Consider the following 18,091-nt stretch of genomic DNA (forward strand, 5'->3'; position numbering starts at 1 on the left):
ATCTATGAGTACTCATCCTATTCAATGGCAGGCTCCGGAACCCTTATGGGCCCGTTTTGGAGCGACATCCGATGTGGCAGTTACAGCACCGGATCAGTTTCGTCCCGCGATTCTGCGGTTTGCTACCGACGACTTCATGGAGCAAATGATCAGCACGCTTACACGTGATCCTGCGCATATCGGTAACATGCTGGCGAGACCAGAGACATGGCGCACGCCACCGGTCGTTAATGAAAAAGACATGAAAGAGCGTGTTGCTATGCCAAAGATCGTGCAAGCACTAGCTCGCCGTTTTACATTGAAACGATCAAAATCACCTGTGCAAGCAGTAGAGTCGACTTCTTCTGTTGAAGAGAAAAAACAAAAACGTAGTTTATCCTTAAAGCTTTATCAACCGGCGCACCAGCGATATTACCTGGTAAGCGCAAGCTTGATCTGCCGTGTAGCAGGGCTGCCAGAGCGGGCTGTAATCCAGGGTGGTTCAGAACAGATAGGCTTCGTTTTGCGAAGATTATTACCTGCTAAGGTGGGCAGCAAAGGCGAAGCCGATTTAACTGAATTTGCTTTTGTTAAAGATGACCAAGGTGCTCGCTGGCAGCAAGTGTTTGCGGATGAAGGGGGTGCGGCAGAATTAGCAACTAGTGAAGAATTGTTGCCGCTATTCCCGCTGAATTACCGCGATGCGGCCGATCATCCACGCACGCTTTGGACCGGATTGATTCCAGTGGGGCGCCGCGAAGAATATATGGGCACAGCGATCAATCGGAGTGCTCCGCTATCACTAACGGAAGCGCAGCAGCAATCCCTGCAGCCATCAAAAACTTCCAGTGCGCCAGATAGCATTACCGCTCGCATGACTGAGTTCAGAATGGAAGTGGCCGAGCCTTGGAAAACTCTGATTCGAGCTGCATATAAAGCGCAAGATTCGTTGGAAGAATCTAGTGACCCCAGAGGGCCAGAAACCACCAAAGATCAACTGCCGCGTGCAGGAACACTCAATATGCAATGGCAGATGCAATCCTGGCTGATTCTGCTCGATTTTTCGGATTATTTGGCCACATATTTACCTGATGTGTGGACAGCCATCGAAAAAGGAGTGGGAATCAATGCGCTTAAACCTCAAAGCTTAGCACTCTACAACTGGCTCGGCGATGCCAAAATGACTCAGGCCCTTTTTGATGCCATGCCTACTTTAACGCCGATCAAGCCACCTTCAATTTCTTTGCGAGAAGCATTGAAGGCAGTTTGGAAACCTTCCGTGCGAGCTGGACTTGAAGGGGCAGAGAAATTGTATGGTGTTATAAACGCTAGTGATGCGGAATGGCCGAATTTCCATTTTCTGCTTGCGGGTCTTGATACGGATATGCAAGCGAGTGGCGCGTTTAAAGCACTTACCGCCTTAGCAATCCCCAGTCCGGATGAAATAAACAGTGAAGTGCCAGAGGATCCGAAAGTGGCGATGGGTAACAATATTGCTGAAGGTGCAGTTGAAGCTGAGAAGCTTGATCGTTTGACTGCTCTCGTGGCGCGCGCACTGGAGCGAAAACCTGAAACCGATGTGCCGGAGCCACCATTTGCGTTGCAACTCAGCAAAGCGCTGAAAGATACCCAAGGCGACGCCGGGTGGTTTGTCATACGTTATGTGCACAGAATCCAGAATTGCGGCCCACTGCATCCGCCGACGTTATCTGAATCGACTCAGCGTTTTCAACTAGCCAGTTTTTTTGATTACGATGCGCCGGCTCGGCCAATTCGGATCACCTTACCGATGGACACTACACCCGCAGGGTTGCGCAAGTATCGTAAAAATACGGCATTCGTTATCTCGGACGTGCTCTGTGGACAGATACAACGTGCCAAGGGTCTGGGCTTAGGTGATTTAGTACGATCTGTTTTACCTTGGCCATTCCATAAAGATCTTAATGTAGGTGATGGGGGGGCCTGCAGCAACAATGCCGGCAGCATTGGCATGATCTGCTCGTTGTCGATTCCGATCATTACCATCTGCGCCCTTATTCTTTTGATAATTATCGTATCGCTGCTGGATTTCATTTTTCGTTGGATCCCGTATTTCATCATGTGCTTTCCTGTTCCTGGTTTAAAGGGCAAACGAGGAGGGTCTGAATGAGTAACTCGAACAATATATTTGGCCGTAGCTTGTCATTTCCATTGCGAATCGGGGCTGATGGCCGTTTTGCATGGTCGGAAGGAGAAAGTAATATTCGTGAATCGTTGATTGTGATTCTCAAAACCGAGCCAGGTGAACGCATTGCGCTGCCGGATTTCGGCGCAGGACTCAGCCGTTTTTTGTTTGAGCCTAACAACGCAGCCACTCATGCCCGTATCGAACAAGCAATTACCGGGGCACTGACACGCTGGGAACGAAGGATCCAGGTTGAATCGGTTGAGGTTGCTGCCGATCCCATCGATTTATCCGCTGCACTTGCGACGATTACTTATCGATTGGTAGCAACCAGCGGTCGAGAAAGAATCAGCGTTGCTATTCCACTGAAAAGCTCATGATAAAGAAGGATTGTTACTATGCCGCTTGAACTGCCTCGTATTGATAATCGCCGCTACCAGCAGCTTGTGGATGAATTACTCGCGCGGGCTCCAGTACACACGCCGGAGTGGACAAATTTTAATGATAGCGACCCAGGCGTTACATTAGTGCAGCTGTACGCATTTCTTACTGAAAATCTGTTGTACCGCGCTAACCTAATTCCAGAACGTAACCGCATTAAATTTCTTCAGCTATTAAAGATACATTTAGAAACCGCGACTGCAGCGCGCGGATTAGTTACGATTAATAATGAAAAAGGGGCTTTGGTTACAGAAACCCTGCCATCAGATCTGGAAGTTCGTGCCGGTAACGTATTATTCCGGACAGAGCAAGGGCTTGATGTATTGCCGGTTGAAGCCCAGGTATTTTTCAAGCGCCCGCTTAAACCAGCACCAACTGATCTTGTCGAATATTACCGGTTGCTTTATGCCTCCTATCAAAAGCCGATGCCTCTTGAGTTTAAACTTAACTTGTATGAGACCATTGCGCTTGATCCTGCTGTGGTTGATCAGGTTGATCTTCATAATGATACTGTCGATCGGTCACTGTGGATTGCAATTCTGGCACGTAAGAATGATAAGCCCGGCAGCTTAGATCCAGAAGATCCGTGGAAATCGGTATACGACAAGATTGGTGGCCGCACGCTAACACTTGGCCTAGTACCCGCATTGGATAAAACTTTAATGCGGACAGCCGCCGGTGGTCAGGCCCGTCCCAATGATATGCTGGTCTTTGAGCTACCAAAAATAAACAATCGTAATGATAAGATACCGCGAGACAGTCAGGGACGCCCAATGCCAAGTTATAGGCAATTAGAACCGCATGGTGAGGAAGATTTGCTCGCGATGCCGGGAGTCGTGCAATTGAGCTTACCTGATTCTCAAGTTTTAGGGGTATGGCGCGATCTGGATCCGCTTGAAGCAGGGGTGGGTGATTTACCGCCTATGCTGGAAGATTCCACTTTATCAAAGCTCATTACCTGGCTACGGGTGCGTGCGACTGGTGCAGCACAAGCTCGTGTTTTGTGGGCGGGAATCAATGCTGTACCTGTTAGTCAGCGTGAACGGGTGACGCGTGAACGGCTTGCTGACGGAGACGGAACACCGGATCAAACCCGGAGATTGTCGCGAGCTCCGGTTCTTGCGGGATCAATCGAAGTCTATACGCAATCAGATACGACACAGCTTTCTTGGACTGAGATCGACGATTTACTGGCGGCCCAGCCTGAAGTCTCAGTGGTAGATGCGCGTTCCGCACCCACTGCGGCGGCTAGAACGGAAGTAAAACAACGCAACGACGATAGAGTCAACGTCTTTCAGGCAGACCATGAAGCAGGAATTCTGATTTTCGGCGATGGCCTCCGCGGCAGGCGTCTGCCTTTAGGAACCAGGGTATTTGCCAGTTATGAATTTTGCCAAGGATCGGCCGGTAACGTCGCGCCGCTATCAATCAATAATGCGCCACAATTACCTTCAGGCTTTAGCGTATCCAATCCGGTACGCACCTGGGGAGGGGCAGATGCAGAAATGGCACAAAACGGTGAGAAACAAATTAAACGTTTTCTGCAGCATCGAGATCGCCTAGTAAGTGCTGAGGATTTCAAAGCTATCGCTTGGCGTACTCCAGGAATTGATATAGGTCGTATTGAGATTCTGCCAGCCTTTCATCCGGACTTCGTACCAAATGAACCTGGTTCAGTGCCCGGCGTTGTGACCGTGATGGCCATTCCGCGTTTCGACCCCAGTCAACCTGATGCTCCTCGTGCTGACACATTGTTTCTTAATAGTCTTTGCCGTCATCTTGAACCGAGAAGACTGGTTACGACTGAATTAGTGGTATGCGGCCCTGTTTACAAATCGATCTGGATATCAATCGGCATTGATGTGGAAGCGAGATTCTCTGTGGCGGAAGTAACAGAAGCAGTCAAGCGGCGTTTGCGGCAATTTCTTGCCCCTATCCCTTCAGATCCAAGCCAAATAGGGTATGCAGCGCAAACTGGTTTATTGTTTGGAGCGGCAACTGAGGCTGCTGCCCAAGGCTGGCCTTTGCGCAGATCAGTCAGTGCGAGAGTGTTATTAGCGGAAGCCGCGCGGGTACCGGGTGTGACCTCGATATTCGACGATGCTTTGTTGGCTGAAGAAACAGGCTCCAACAAAGCAGTAATCGAGATGATGGGATTGGAGCTGCCGCGAGTTCTTGGTATTTCGGTAGTGGCCGGTGAACCGGTGTCAATTTCCGATATACGCGGTGATTCTTCTATTGGAACTTCCGGTACAACAGGTGGCACATCGGGTACGCCATTAGTGCTGTTACCAGTTCCGATCATACCGGAGAGCTGCTGATGAACGTCAATGATAGCCGTTTCCACTTATTGCTCGGACAAGACAATTGGAATCGCTGCCTTGTACGCCAAGATAAAGGAGCAGTTGAACCGCTGCCCGTTTGGGATGCAACACGCAACGAGTTGCGTTTGCAGAGTAAACCGGTATTATTAGCTGCGACTCCGGGAGAATCCCCTCTTACGCTTGATGCCCGTCGTTCTGCGGCGGCAGATCGTTACGGCAATATCTACTGGATCGATACGGATCAAACCGGAATACGTGTCTGGTCGGTTGGCAGTGACAGCGACAGTGCATTTTGGCCAGACGGTCCTATGGATTGCAATTTCGCGCATCGTCCCGGTCATGGTGAATTTGAGCCTGTTGAATTAGAAACAGAGAATAATCAAACTTTCAAGGCTCTGGCGGTAACTGAGGATCATTATCTGGTAGTGGCATTTACTGGGCAATCGAATACAGGTTTTCTTGCCTTTGATTTAATGGCTGGCGGTCCCCCGGTCGAGACGCTCTGGCCTGCATCAATTCCCCCTTTTGCACCATTCGATATGACCCAGCGCCGTGGTGGTGGAGTGTGGGTGTTAGATCACGAAAATGCGCATTTGTGGGAATTGGATCGTAACCTTGCCGTCGTCAGTCAAACTCAAGATTCAGGAACACCTGCAGCTCCGGAACTGGATATTTTCCAACCACTGGAGGGGCCACCCCGAGAGCACTTAGTAAGCGCTTTCCCGGCAGGGATTGATCTGGCTGTTTTGGCTGCAGCTATTGGAGAAAATATCGAACCTATATCGATTGAAGTGTTGGATGAAGAGAATATTTTGATTCTCGAATTGAATCAGTCTGAAAATCAATCGCGCATCTTCTGCTTACAGCGCCAGGGCAATAATTTTCGCATGGCCTATAAACTGGATCAATTGGCACATGATTTCGTTCTATCAAAGGCTTACACACATACTGTAACGGCATTCTTACCCCAATTGTTTGTGGTTACTGCATCTGGGAATCAGGTGCTGGCACTTGATGTTACGAAGGAAACTAACGTTGTGGCATTAAGCCAGACTCCCGAGTTATTTCCATTGCGGCTATTTGGCGGCCGGGCAGTTATTAAAGTCAAAGATACTGCCCGTTATGACAGCGGACTTAAAACAATCCGATGGGTGCCGATTGTTCAGCAGCCACGCGCAAGTTACCACGAGACCGCTGAACTGGTTACACCGCTATTCGATGGATTGGAACAGCAATGCACGTGGGATCGCCTAATGCTCGATGCCTGTATTCCATCCGGCTCATCCATCGAAGTGTTTTGCCGGGCTGCCGATGAAACTGTCCCATGTGAGACGTCAGCATTAAAATCGCCCCTGGATAATGCTGAATTTTGTGAAATTATTGATCCTTGGGTCGAACAACCCAAGCTCTATCTGCGTGGTGATGGCGCTGAATTGCCGTGGTTACGGGTTGAAGCCATCCGCTCTACTCAACGTGAAGCTGGCATCGGCACCTGGGAATTACTATTGCAGAAGATGCACGGACGCTATTTGCAAATCAGATTGCGTTTCAACGGTAATGGCATGGTCACACCGAGGTTGCGCGCGTTACGTGCCTGGTATCCCCGTTTTTCCTATTCGCAACGCTTTTTGCCCGCGGTGTATCGCGAGGACCCGATAGCAGGAGATTTTCTCGAGCGCTTCCTGGCGAATATGGAAGGTATGAACACCCTGATCGAAGACCGTATCGTTCAGATCCAGTCATTGTTTGATCCACGCTGCGCTCCTGCGGAGGCGTTGGAGTGGTTGGCCGGATGGTTTGATCTTGCACTTGATCCAACGTGGGAAGAATGGCGCCGCCGTTTATTTATTAAACATGCGATGGACTTCTTTCGCTGGCGTGGCACGGCGCATGGGATACGTTTGGCCTTGGCCGTTGCTTTCGAAAATTGTCTGACCGACGAAAGTTTTGCTGATCCAAACCCAGACACGCTCCATTTACAATCGATCCGCATTGTTGAAACTTATCAGATACGCAAGGTCGGTGCAGTAGTTGCGGGGGATGCAGGAAGAGATGACGCTGGTGGTTTTCGCATAGTCAAGACCGGTGAGCAGTGGTCGCCGCAAGAAGATAATGAGGGCTTACTGAAGCGCTATGCCGAGTTTATGTCAGACCCTCAGATCGCAAAGCAACTCAATTCCTTCGAATTAGCACCGCCATCGGATGTTGCTGTACAAGAGCGCTGGCGGCAATTTTGTGAGCAGCATCTTGGATTTGTGCCAAGCATCGGAGCAGCGGACCGCCAGAATTGGCAGCGCTATCTGGCATTACAAGTGCAAACAGACGATGAGCAGGCGCCGCAAACTCCCAATCTAATTTCTACTAAATATCCATCCGATTGGCCAAAAGATTCAACTCTGGCTGAAAAATGGCGCACTTTTTCTGCGCTACCTAACATGACTCGCAGGCAATGGCAGGATTTTCTTGCCCGCCGCTACCGGCACATTGCTAAACTAAATATGGTTTATCAGACTTCCTGGCCGGCATTCGATCTTATCGCCTTGTCGGACTTTCTGCCGGAAACTAATGAAGCACAAACCGACTGGTTACAGTTTGAAAAGCATCTGCTGGCGATAGCACGGACTGCACATCGGTTTTCAGTGTTATTACCGGTCATGAGCGTTACCGAAGACCCAGCCGAAATGGAGCGGCACTTGCAATTGGCACGCCGTATCGTCGAATTGGAAAAACCGGCGCACACTGTGTTTGACGTACGCTTTTACTGGGCACTTAATCGCATTGGTGAAGCGCGTTTGGGGCTGGATACTTTACTGGATGTCGGTAGCCGGGCGCCGCAGTTATTGCCGGATGCCGTGTTAGGCCGGGTTTACCTCGGCGCAAGTTTTGCCGGTGGCCCCAAATCGCCAACAGATACCGATAGATATCTGCTCAATCATTGAGGTGAAATATGGTCATTTTCAAACATTTTCTGGGAGCATATCATGGGATGCTGTAATGAAACCTCGGCTGCCCTGACCCAATCCGGGCAGAATCCGGCGCTACACGTCAACTATACCAAAGGTATGGTACTGGGCGTCGATGACTTTACACAGGAATTCAGCTATCTTTCGAATCGTGATCAATGGGCGGTGCGAGAATTGCTTGGCTATGGCACGACCAGTGGCTTGGCGGTTGTTATCGAAGATGCCGGAGTGGATGGGCCGCGTGTGCATGTCAAGCGGGGAGCCGCTGTTGTTCCAAGCGGCCGATTGGTATGCGTGCCGAATGATCAATGCGCGCTGATCAATCAATGGTTAACTAAACCCGAGAATGCGGAAAAAATCAATAAGCTATTGCCGCTTCCCGCTAATGATGGCAAGGTTTTTCTCTTCCTCACGTTATGCTATAAAGATTGCACAGCGATTCCAGTGCCGATTCCCGGTGACCCTTGCCGCTCGGAAGACAAACTGATGGCGGATTCGCGCATTGCGGATGATTACTATCTGGAAATACGCACTGAAGCTGAAGCACCGCCCCAGACTGAAGAAGACGCCGCGCGGGACTTTGTTACCTGGCTAAAACAACATGTATCGATCAGTGATACAGCAGCCGATGAGAAAATCTGGATTAAGGGTTTAACAGAAGCAATCCAGCCGTGGATCGACGCAGTGAAAGAAAATCCAGCCAAATCGGCAGCTGAATTGTACGAATCGTTGAAACATTATCTAGTCGACGGTTCAACCCCCATTATCTTGCCGGTTAAACGCGAACAGCTCAGTCAGTTTTTGCGTCTGGCCTTTCGCTTTTGGGTTATTGAGTTACGGCCACTCTGGACAGCACGCCTATGCGGAACATTTCCCGGAAGCGATGACGAGTGTCTGCTGTTGGCTCGACTGGAAGTGCCGGTAATCCGGGCGGGCGGAACGCCAGCCGGAGCTTGGCAGGTGGATGGAACAGCAGATGTGATTATTGCCGATGAAAGCATGCGGCCGTATCTGGCGCACATGCGCTTATTACAGGAATGGTTGCTATGCAATTCAGCGCCAGAGCAAGTTTTGGGTCTCACACCCGGAACCGTGTCCATTGCGATTACTTCTACCAGCACTGACTTAACACTTAATGCAAGCCACTATTGCATCGTCTGTAACGATGGCCCAACGCTGACTTTGCCAAAATGTGGAGCGGATAACCAGGGGCGGATTTATATCGTCAAAAGTATCAACAAGGATTCCACGATTAAAAGTCAGGCAGGCAATCTCATTGATGATGAGAAATCCAAGGTTGTGGCAGCCAAAAAAGCCATCACTTTGGTATCGGATGGTCTAAAAACCTGGCATGTTATTGCGGTAGCCTGATAAAAAGGAAATAGCTATGAATAGCAATTCTATCCTGCAACTGCTAGAACCGGTGACTGATGAGAGTAGTATCCGTGCAGTCAACTTTTTTAATGGCCGCTTGCTCACGAGCAAAGATTTTACCCGCGAGCAGGATGCCCGTCACGAAGCCGATGCGCGGCTTGGGCTGGCGCTTGGTGAAGGTGTGGCATTCGGATTGCAAATCGAGCACGATAAGCAGGCTAGTCAAACCGATAAGCCGGTGGTCAAAGTTAAAGCGGGTTTAGCCTTCAACGGCAAAGGTCAGGCGTTGCGCTTGAACGAAGAGGTGCAAGTAGCATTAGCGCGCAGTTTCGAAGCAACCAGTGTCGACTGTCTATTTGGGAACTGCAAGGACCCCATTGGCGGCACTTATGTGGCAGGCGCAGGTGTCTATCTTTTAACGATCGCGCCGGCGGAAAAATCCGAAGGCAAAGCCGCCAACAATGGTTTGGACCCCAGTCAGATTCGCTGTAACACGGATACCACAGTTGAAACCGTGCAATTCCGGCTCATCCGAATTAATCGTTCGTTGTATGCGGATTTAAATGTCGCGGCATCGTCATTCCGTAACGAACTGGCCTACCGTTGTTTTGGCGCTGGCATCCAGCCTGCGTGGTTTGAAAATCTGCTGGAAACCACACCACGCCAGGATGATTTACTGGAGACATTGCGTAAAACGGTGCTAAGCAATAGGGAAGTGCCGCTGGGATTAATGTTTTTTACCGGTGTGGCTGATCTGCAATTCATCGATGCATGGGCCGTGCGCAGGCCGCTGTCACGTATCGCCGATGCGCTCCCCAGTTTGGTTGACGGGCGCCGCCTTGTTGTCGGTCAGGCGATGTTCCAGCAGTTCCAGGCGCAGATCGCAGGTTTGCCCCAACTCAACGGTGATCTGGGTTCGGTGACCGCGCAAAGTCATTTCCGCTATTGTCCTCCGGTAGGAATCATCCCGGTTGCCGAAGAAACCGATACGACCGATGCCCAGGCAACAAAGTTTTTTACCGGCCTCACCTACCGTTCACCGGTTTTTATCAACGCCGCGCGGCTGGAAGCGCTGATACGCGACAGTCTCTGCTATCCGCCGATTGATACGCAAAGCGGGGAAATGCTGTGGCTGTATCGGGTGCGGGAGAATCGCATGGCGATTGACTTCGCTAGTGGGAAGCAAAAACCGCGATCCTATTTAGTTTTTGCCAGCGGACATCTGCCGTACATTGCTGATGCACAGTTTGATCTTGCTCGTTGGAATTACAGCAACTATGCGCTAGCGCGCTAATAAATTAACAGGCCTTCGAAGGAGAGTATTATGGTTCAATCAACAATAACCAACGCAAATCCTGGGAATATCGTTGTTCCGTTGTCGGCGATCATTGATCAACTCAAAGATAAGCTAAGTAGCGCCGAGATAGAGGCGTTGCTTTCCGCGATACTTTCACAAAAGAAGAGCGAGGTGCGGCCAGGTGATTTGATTACTGTCGAGTTGATTAATCAGATCCTGAATGACCTGATTAATCTGAATCTGCGCGTGGCGCAATTGGAAAGCGGTGTGTCGATCGGACAGGCCCCCATCATCGACCAGATTGTCCCTGCTGTGCAGCGGGTTGGTGGAACTCTTACGGTCATCGGCAGGAATTTCAATACACCACCTGAAAAGAATATTGTTGAGATCGCTGGCTTTTCCATCGAAAGGTTTCAATCCAGCCCGGATGGTGAGCTGGTTTTTGGCATCCCGCTCATCGACATCACAGGCGAAAAGCTCGACACCAAAGTCTCGGTACAGACTGAAAAAGGATTCACATCCAAAGCCATTACTCTCCTGCCTAGGCTGATCATTCCAGAAGGCTTTGTATCATTTACGGAAGATACAGCCAACAGAAACCTTCCCGCTATTGCCTCACCAGGCACCTATGATATTGGGTTCATGGTCAATTCGCAAACCGATGTTGACGAGTCCTATGTGATCTCGGCTGGTTATATTGACGCCGTTGGGAGTTTCACAGTACAGCAATGGAAAGATGCAACGACTCTCAAGACGGCTACCGGTGATGCAATTACGGAAACCCCGCTGAAGCTACCCGCATTCACGCCCGTTAAGGTCGTTGCACATGTCGTGGTGCCAGCGGGCGCGACTGCCAATACCACTATCGCTAAACTATTCATCAGGGTGCGATCCGTCAATAATGACGCTGGTCTTAGTAAGAGCTCTGATCCCCTTGTTATAACCGTGGGGCAGAAGCTGCCGTTTAGTGATCCGCGTGTGGACTGGGTTAACGAGGTTCCGACCCAACCAACTGCCACTAACAAGGCAAGACGCACTATCGACTCTGTCACCGGCAAGGAATTCGTTGAGATTCCATTCGGCAGCGTGGGATTGATGACGCTCCGCGTAACATTCAAGATTGCCGGAAACTTCAGCTACGAAGTGACTATGGATCCAGCCAGCGCCGGGGCCTGGGCGCCCATAAAACCTAGCCCGTTATCGAGTACCGGCAAGCAAAACGGTGAGAACGAGTTGATTGGTGTGATCCTCAAGCTGCTGGCGACTGCGGATGCCCAGCACGGTGAGGCACGAACACTGACCATCAAGGCGACCAGAACACCGCCAGCCGGAGCACCAGCGACGGATACCGAAACATTTACCTCATGGACCACGATCTCCATCCGCGGCTACATGCCGTGAAACAGTATAAGCCGGGGACAATGCCCTCGGCTAAACGGCGTTTGGGGGTTCGGAATCCGAATACCTGCCACGCACAACCCGGCAAAAATTGCCTATTTTAATCAGGAGAATATTATGGCTGAAAAACTCGGTTTTCCCCCTTATCAGGGTTTGCCTTTCGACTATCGTGCACCGGATATAGACGGATTTGCCGAATGGGAGATCGGCGTTCCCGATCCGCTGATCGAATCCGGATGGGTTGGTTGCACGCGCCTGACTTATGCTGGTGCGAGCGGGGTTCCTGTGGTGAGCTTCCAAGCGCTCAAGGATTCGAACTCAAATGATTTCATTTATCTGTCGTTCGTTGTTCGGTTTGACCTGCAATTCAATGATAAGGACGCAATCATTTTGGTACTTCAACCGAACTTCAACACCGCGGAGCACGGTGTCGGTACCCGGAGAATCTTGATTCGTCCGAATATCGAACCAATCGGTGCAGGTGCCGGCGATAATCCGCAGAATCTGAATCCCGACAAGATCCTCACAGTTCCCGGAAAAGACGGCGGAACGGTTTCGATACCGATTCGAACGAATCGCAAAGCAGTCACAATTTTTTCTAAATTCGTTGCCGGCGTTGGTGGCAATCCTGCCAGTTGGGAGGATGTAGTCGTCCCGATTCAGAACGTTGAGATAAAAGCGCGCTCCTGGGATCTGGGCGATGGGGACCGCGATTGGAGTGTGGAGATCAAGCTCCCTGCCACTGTTGCAAAGGGGGGCACGGATTGGATTACCCTGAATCCTGCCGGTTTCGGTCTGTATTTTAATGTCTTGCGCTTTAGTACAGCGCCTGCTACCTTGACTTTTGCTGTGCTCACGGAATTCAGTTGGCCGCGAGGTCACGTCATTTCAGATAATGACCCCGACGGCCCCTACCAATCCCTGAACGATATCATGATTCCAGCCGCCAGAATGGGCCAGGGTATCCTCGGTGCCGGAACGGGTGTCTATTTCGACGGTGGTTGGAACAGTATCGGAGTCCTATCGGGGGGCGTGGTGACCGGCACAATCGATGCGACACTTAACACAGTGAATACGCTTGTCGCTAAACTAAAGAACGATTCGACGACGGACGATGCGTTGAGGGTCAATGCCACATTTCGTTTGGCGGATTTCGGGATCGGGCCAAATCCGAACGCTAACGGGAGTTGGGGAAAGATCGATCCTGCGGCTTCCGCCACTCCTGGACCAAACAATAAGAACCCCACAGATCGCGTAACAGTACTTAAAAACAATGGAACTACACAGCTTCAAATGGATTGGAAGATCGACCAAGGTGTGCGGGATAAGTACGAATTCCACGGCGGCGACCAGTGCCTGCTGGTCGAGTTGGATTCGGATCAAAACGCGGCGTTTCGCGAGAGCAGTTACCGCCGTAACCTCGCCTTTGCAAATCTTTCGGAGGTGAAGCGCGAGGTGGTGGTGAGCGGTGAGGATTACGGTCCCTCTCCTGCAGGAGAGACCGATCACGAGTTCTTACTCGTAACCAGTCATCGATTCTTGTCATCGACTCTGGCCTATGATGGTTGGATGCCCAAGAAGCAACAACCGGACGATAATCCTGATGTTCGGCTCAAGGGTAGGATCCGTGAGACGAGGGAGGGCTCCCATGGACAATGGGGGCAGACTGCCACGTCATTGGCGGGAGCGATATTCGAGCGCTGGGGTAGCTCAAATGAGCCGATGAGCACTTGGGTTTCTGTTACTAGCGCTTTCCGGCGCACGGGACAAACGCTAACACTGGGTGATACCAGCTATTCCATCTTTGAAGAGGCCGACAGTTACAGTCATGTACTGTCGCACGAAGGACCGGTCAAACGCTGGGAATATTCGCTGACAGGCGATGCTCTGACGCCGATTGCCAGCGACGGCAAAATTAACCTAGTTCGGGTGCCCGTGGATGGCAAGACAGTTTTGAAGGTGAAGTATGAGGCAGTTACGGAGGATGGTTTCTGGCACCGCTGGCCGTGGTGGGTCTGGCTTTTGATTTTACTGATCATCGTTTTGATTGCTATCATCATTTAATATTTAGGCGGCGTAGGGTTCGCTCAGATGATTCCCTTCGGCATTGGATCCAATTATCTCCATTTAAACAATGTGCGCCTTTATGGCCGTTTTGACGGGATACAGGCTCGCCAGCGCTTCGAGGCGGCGTTGGCGGATCTGGATCCCGCAGCATTCGGTCTGCCGCCGCACGCTCTGTTGATTGTTCAGCGGATTGCACCTGCCGCGCGGCTACGTCTGGATTCATCAGGGCGTAGCGCTGCGTTTGCGCAATCGGTGCAGGCGGAGCTCACGCGCAATGCGCAGCAGGCACACCGGCCATGGCTGCATGGAGATACGGTAGGGGCGGCAGCGGTATTGTTTGCTGACGAATCCGAGCTGATGGCTTGTCTGCTGCGGGATTGGTTGCGTGGCCGGCTTTCCGGGCGCTGGTGGTGGCGGACGATAATGCGGGATTTTTCAGCGCCGGAATGGTGGCGTCGTACGGTGCTGCCGCGCGGTGATGTATTGCCCGCTGTGCTGTCGCACCTGGCAACACAGGGAGAAGTGATCGCCTGGATCACGCGTTTAAGCGAAGCCGAAACGAAACAAGCCATGATTGCGGTCACTCAGGCCCATGCCATTCAATTACTGCCGGAGTGGCTGCAGCCTGCACCGTTTTCGCAGGGGACGGAAACAGCCCTGCCAAGTGCCGCCCCGGTTTCATTGCGAGACCAGCAAATGCAAACCTCTATGCCTGTTCGATCAAGCGACAAGCTTCAGGATTTGATCGCTGCACGGCAATATTTGCTTGCAGTCGTTCCGGAATTGCAAGCAAACAACCTTACACTGCTGCAACGGCGCTTGCTGGCACTCTCACTGGGTTTGCAACGCGCATCGAGCTGGACACGCAGCCCGGCATTGGTGGTCGCCCTGCAGGCTTTCGAGACGGAAATCGTTGTGCTGGATAAGGATGACACTCCAGATCCCGTTGCCGCGGCGAACAATGAATTCCGGCAGGAAGAGCAAATTCCGGATCCGGATCACGGCTTGCCGCTACCAGCTTCCGGTCCGCAAGTGCAGCATCCGCTGGATTCAAGCTCTGTGTCGAAAGCATCTGTTGACGCTTCTTCATCGGCTGTAACCAGTTTGACGGATAAACAGGTGTCCGTTGCATCTCCAATTGAGCACAACACGATTCCGTCGGGTGTTTTTGTGGATACGGACTCTCAATCAGGACCAGTTGCGCCGCCGCTGTCCATTTTATCCCCTGTATCCACGCCGCACCCTGATAACGAACCAGCGACGCTGTTCTCGCCCGGCATCAATACACAATTTGGCGGTATTTTTTATCTGTTCAATATGGCTTTAGCGCTTGAGCTGTATGGTGATTTCACTCAGCCGCGTACGCCCGGTATTGCGCTGTCGCCTTGGGATTGGCTGGCATTGATCGGCCGAGCGTGGTTTCGCCGGGATTTCGAGCAGGATGCCGTATGGCCCTTGCTTGCAGAATTGGCCGGACGCACAGCAAAACAACCTCCCGGCAGCGATTTTGTGGCGCCGGATTCATGGGTGATACCAGACGAATGGCTCAAGCCGTGGGGTGAAGTAGTTGAAGTACAGGTTTATGTGACGCGAAAACGGCTGCAAATATGGCATGAAGCAGGTTTTGTCATCATCGATGTGGAACGTAACAAGGGTGTTTCCCCATTGGTTCAAGCTACTCAGCTATGCGCGCAGCATGAAACTTTGAAGGGAGCGCGCTTGGCACGCATCGACAAGCAGCCGCAGAAATTTATCCCGGGAATCAACTCGCGCAGCTCGCTTAGCCGCTGGATACGTTGGATCTTACTCTATCTGAACGCTCGTCTGATCCGGGCGTTGGGAGACGATATGCCGGATGTTGTAGCGAGGTTGGTGTGCTGTCACGCTGCAAAAATCCATTGCACAGCAACTACCCTTGATGTGCATTTATCCTTGGCAGATTTGCCGATTTCGTTGCGCTTCGCTGGCCTTGATCGCGACCCCGGCTGGATTCCGGCTGCTAGCCGAACGATCGCTTTCCACTTCGAATGAACGCGCAGAACATACCCATTTTAGCTATCACACCCGAACACCCGTTCAAAGGCGTTGCACAGACTGTGCCAGGGCACTTTCGCCTAGCGCTATTTGGTGTGATTGCGCATTTGATGGAAGCCTGTGGCAACGGTGACCGCGCTGCTGCACTGGAAACCTATCCATTCTTACAGGATTATGCGGATGAGCTTGCCGCATTGTTTCAGCACCCCGATCCAACCTCAACGCAGTGGCGTGCAGCGCTCGTCGCATGGGAAAGCGCGGCGTCAACTAAGCTTCCGTTGCTTGTTTTGTTGCGTGCGGGACTCAGCCGCTTGGAGCTGGAATTACTATTGGCTGCCGGTTTGCAGGAGGAAGATCCGCGTTTCGCGGTTTTGTTTGAGCAAGCAACTGGAGGCGAACGCCGACCGACTGTGGGATTGTTGCTTGCCTGGTGGCGTAGCAATGATGCCGGGCAGGATCGTATCGAAGAGGTGCGCCGCTGCATTCGCAGTCTGGTTCAGACGGGTTTGCTGCAAGTTTTGAACACTGAAGCGCCGCGTTCTGAATGGACACTCGCCGTGGCGTCACCGGTTTGGGATGTATTGCGCGGCGAACCGCCGGAGTTACCCTGGTTACGGCATGTAGCAAAGGCTGATTTGATGCCGCTTTCACGTTATATCGCATCGCCATCTGCAGCGCATATTTACAATAAGTTGCCGCAATTACTGGCAGCACAACCCGAGCAGATGCTCATCGTCCGCGGACCACGCCAGAATGGGCGAAAAACCTTGGCGGGCGCTGTGGCACATGAATTGGGCAAAGATATACTGGTGTTGAACGCGGCTGTACTGGATGACGAATCACGCTGGCGGTTACTCGGGGTGCTTGCAGTGCTGCTGGATGCATTGCCCGTGATCGAACTGTCATTGTCACCGGGAGAACATCGCACTCTGCCGCCGCTGCCCCTGTTCACCGGTCTCATTGCAGTGGTGATGGGAGCACATGGAGGGATTTATGGCGACGATACACGTACTTTATTGACCGTAGCAGTGTCGATGCCGGATGCCGATCTTCGTTACTTGCACTGGCAAAACGCACTACCTGCGCAAAGTGCCGCCATTCTAAATCATTTAGCGCAGTCGGTTTATCTCACCAGCGGCAACATTCGCCGTGCAGCGCGCACCGCTTTAAGTTATGCGCAATTGGAGGGTCGCAATGCGATCGAAAGCCGCGATGTGCAATTGGCTTGCCGGGGTTTGCATAGCGCCCGTCTGGAAACACTGGCGACGCGTTTAGAAACCGGCGGCAACCTCAATGATTTGGCCGTCGATGACGTGACGCGTTCGGAACTGAGCACCTTGATATTGCGTTGCCGGTATCGCGAACCGCTGGCAGCTATTGCGTTAAATGGCGGAGAACATTCGACCGGAATCCGGGCGCTATTTTCCGGTCCAAGCGGCACTGGTAAAACCATGTCGGCACGTTTACTGGCAGCCACACTGGGCAAGGATTTGTATCGGGTTGATCTATCTGCCACCGTCAATAAATATCTGGGGGAAACGGAAAAAAATATCGACCATGCTTTCAGTGCTGCAGAAGAGCTCGATGTCATTGTGCTGCTGGATGAAGGTGATGCGCTGATGGCTTCGCGCACTGATGTCGGTTCTTCGAATGATCGTTATGCCAATCTTGAGACCAATTTTCTGCTGCAGCGTATCGAATCATTCAACGGCATTCTGCTGGTTACAACTAATGCAGCCGACCGTATCGATAAAGCCTTCGCGCGGCGCATGGAGGTGGTCATACAATTTCATGCGCCAGACGAATGGCAACGTTACCAAATTCTTCAAATGCACTTGCGCAACCATGCGGTCGATGATGGCTGGCTGCAGGAAGTGGCGTACCGGTGCGAATTTACCGGCGGCCAGTTGCGTAATGTGGTCACCCACGCTTGTCTCCTTGCCATGGATGCGCAGAGTTTGGTCCGTGATGAGCACTTGTATGCCGCGTTGGTGCGTGAGTACCGGAAAACCGGTGCGCATTGCCCTATTCTGAAACCAAAGGGCTAGAT

At 51.7% G+C, this 18,091-nt stretch carries 10 protein-coding genes; all 10 read left to right on the top strand.

The window, feature by feature from the left end; translation table 11 throughout:
- Window positions 1-4: 4 nt before the first annotated feature.
- The 10 genes from NIT79A3_RS05030 to NIT79A3_RS05075 all read left to right on the top strand — a co-directional run bounded on the left by NIT79A3_RS05030 (window position 5) and on the right by NIT79A3_RS05075 (window position 18,089).
- Window positions 5-2,128, top strand: coding sequence for a hypothetical protein (locus NIT79A3_RS05030; RefSeq protein ID WP_013965167.1), 2,124 nt, complete (start codon window positions 5-7; stop codon window positions 2,126-2,128).
- Window positions 2,125-2,523 carry a GPW/gp25 family protein gene (locus NIT79A3_RS05035; RefSeq protein ID WP_013965168.1) on the top strand — a complete coding sequence of 133 codons (399 nt, stop codon included), beginning with the start codon at window positions 2,125-2,127 and terminating at the stop codon, window positions 2,521-2,523. Before NIT79A3_RS05030 ends, NIT79A3_RS05035 begins: the two co-directional genes overlap by 4 nt.
- Before the next feature lie 18 nt (window positions 2,524-2,541).
- Window positions 2,542-4,905 carry a baseplate J/gp47 family protein gene (locus NIT79A3_RS05040; protein ID WP_013965169.1) on the top strand — a complete coding sequence of 788 codons (2,364 nt, stop codon included), beginning with the start codon at window positions 2,542-2,544 and terminating at the stop codon, window positions 4,903-4,905.
- Entirely contained in the window at window positions 4,905-7,847 is a 2,943-nt protein-coding gene (locus NIT79A3_RS05045; protein WP_013965170.1) for a phage tail protein, read from the top strand. The genes NIT79A3_RS05040 and NIT79A3_RS05045 overlap by 1 nt, the downstream gene beginning before the upstream one ends.
- A gap of 42 nt (window positions 7,848-7,889) precedes the next feature.
- Window positions 7,890-9,242, top strand: a complete 1,353-nt coding sequence (locus NIT79A3_RS05050; protein ID WP_013965171.1) for a hypothetical protein — start codon at window positions 7,890-7,892, stop codon at window positions 9,240-9,242.
- Between the two features lie 16 nt (window positions 9,243-9,258).
- Window positions 9,259-10,539, top strand: a complete 1,281-nt coding sequence (locus NIT79A3_RS05055; RefSeq protein ID WP_013965172.1) for a hypothetical protein — start codon at window positions 9,259-9,261, stop codon at window positions 10,537-10,539.
- Between the two features lie 30 nt (window positions 10,540-10,569).
- Complete coding sequence (locus tag NIT79A3_RS05060; RefSeq protein WP_013965173.1) at window positions 10,570-11,943, top strand: hypothetical protein; 1,374 nt, start codon at window positions 10,570-10,572, stop codon at window positions 11,941-11,943.
- 114 nt (window positions 11,944-12,057) lie between these two features.
- Window positions 12,058-14,004 (top strand): hypothetical protein, encoded by a 1,947-nt coding sequence (locus tag NIT79A3_RS05065; protein ID WP_013965174.1) that lies wholly within the window; start codon window positions 12,058-12,060, stop codon window positions 14,002-14,004.
- Between the two features lie 27 nt (window positions 14,005-14,031).
- The gene (locus tag NIT79A3_RS05070; RefSeq protein ID WP_013965175.1) at window positions 14,032-16,038 is read left to right on the top strand and encodes a hypothetical protein; all 2,007 of its coding nucleotides are present in this window, start codon (window positions 14,032-14,034) and stop codon (window positions 16,036-16,038) included.
- Window positions 16,035-18,089 (top strand): AAA family ATPase, encoded by a 2,055-nt coding sequence (locus NIT79A3_RS05075; protein ID WP_013965176.1) that lies wholly within the window; start codon window positions 16,035-16,037, stop codon window positions 18,087-18,089. The genes NIT79A3_RS05070 and NIT79A3_RS05075 overlap by 4 nt, the downstream gene beginning before the upstream one ends.
- The last annotated feature ends 2 nt before the right edge of the window (window positions 18,090-18,091 follow it).

The organism is Nitrosomonas sp. Is79A3 (assembly GCF_000219585.1).
Lineage (GTDB): Bacteria > Pseudomonadota > Gammaproteobacteria > Burkholderiales > Nitrosomonadaceae > Nitrosomonas.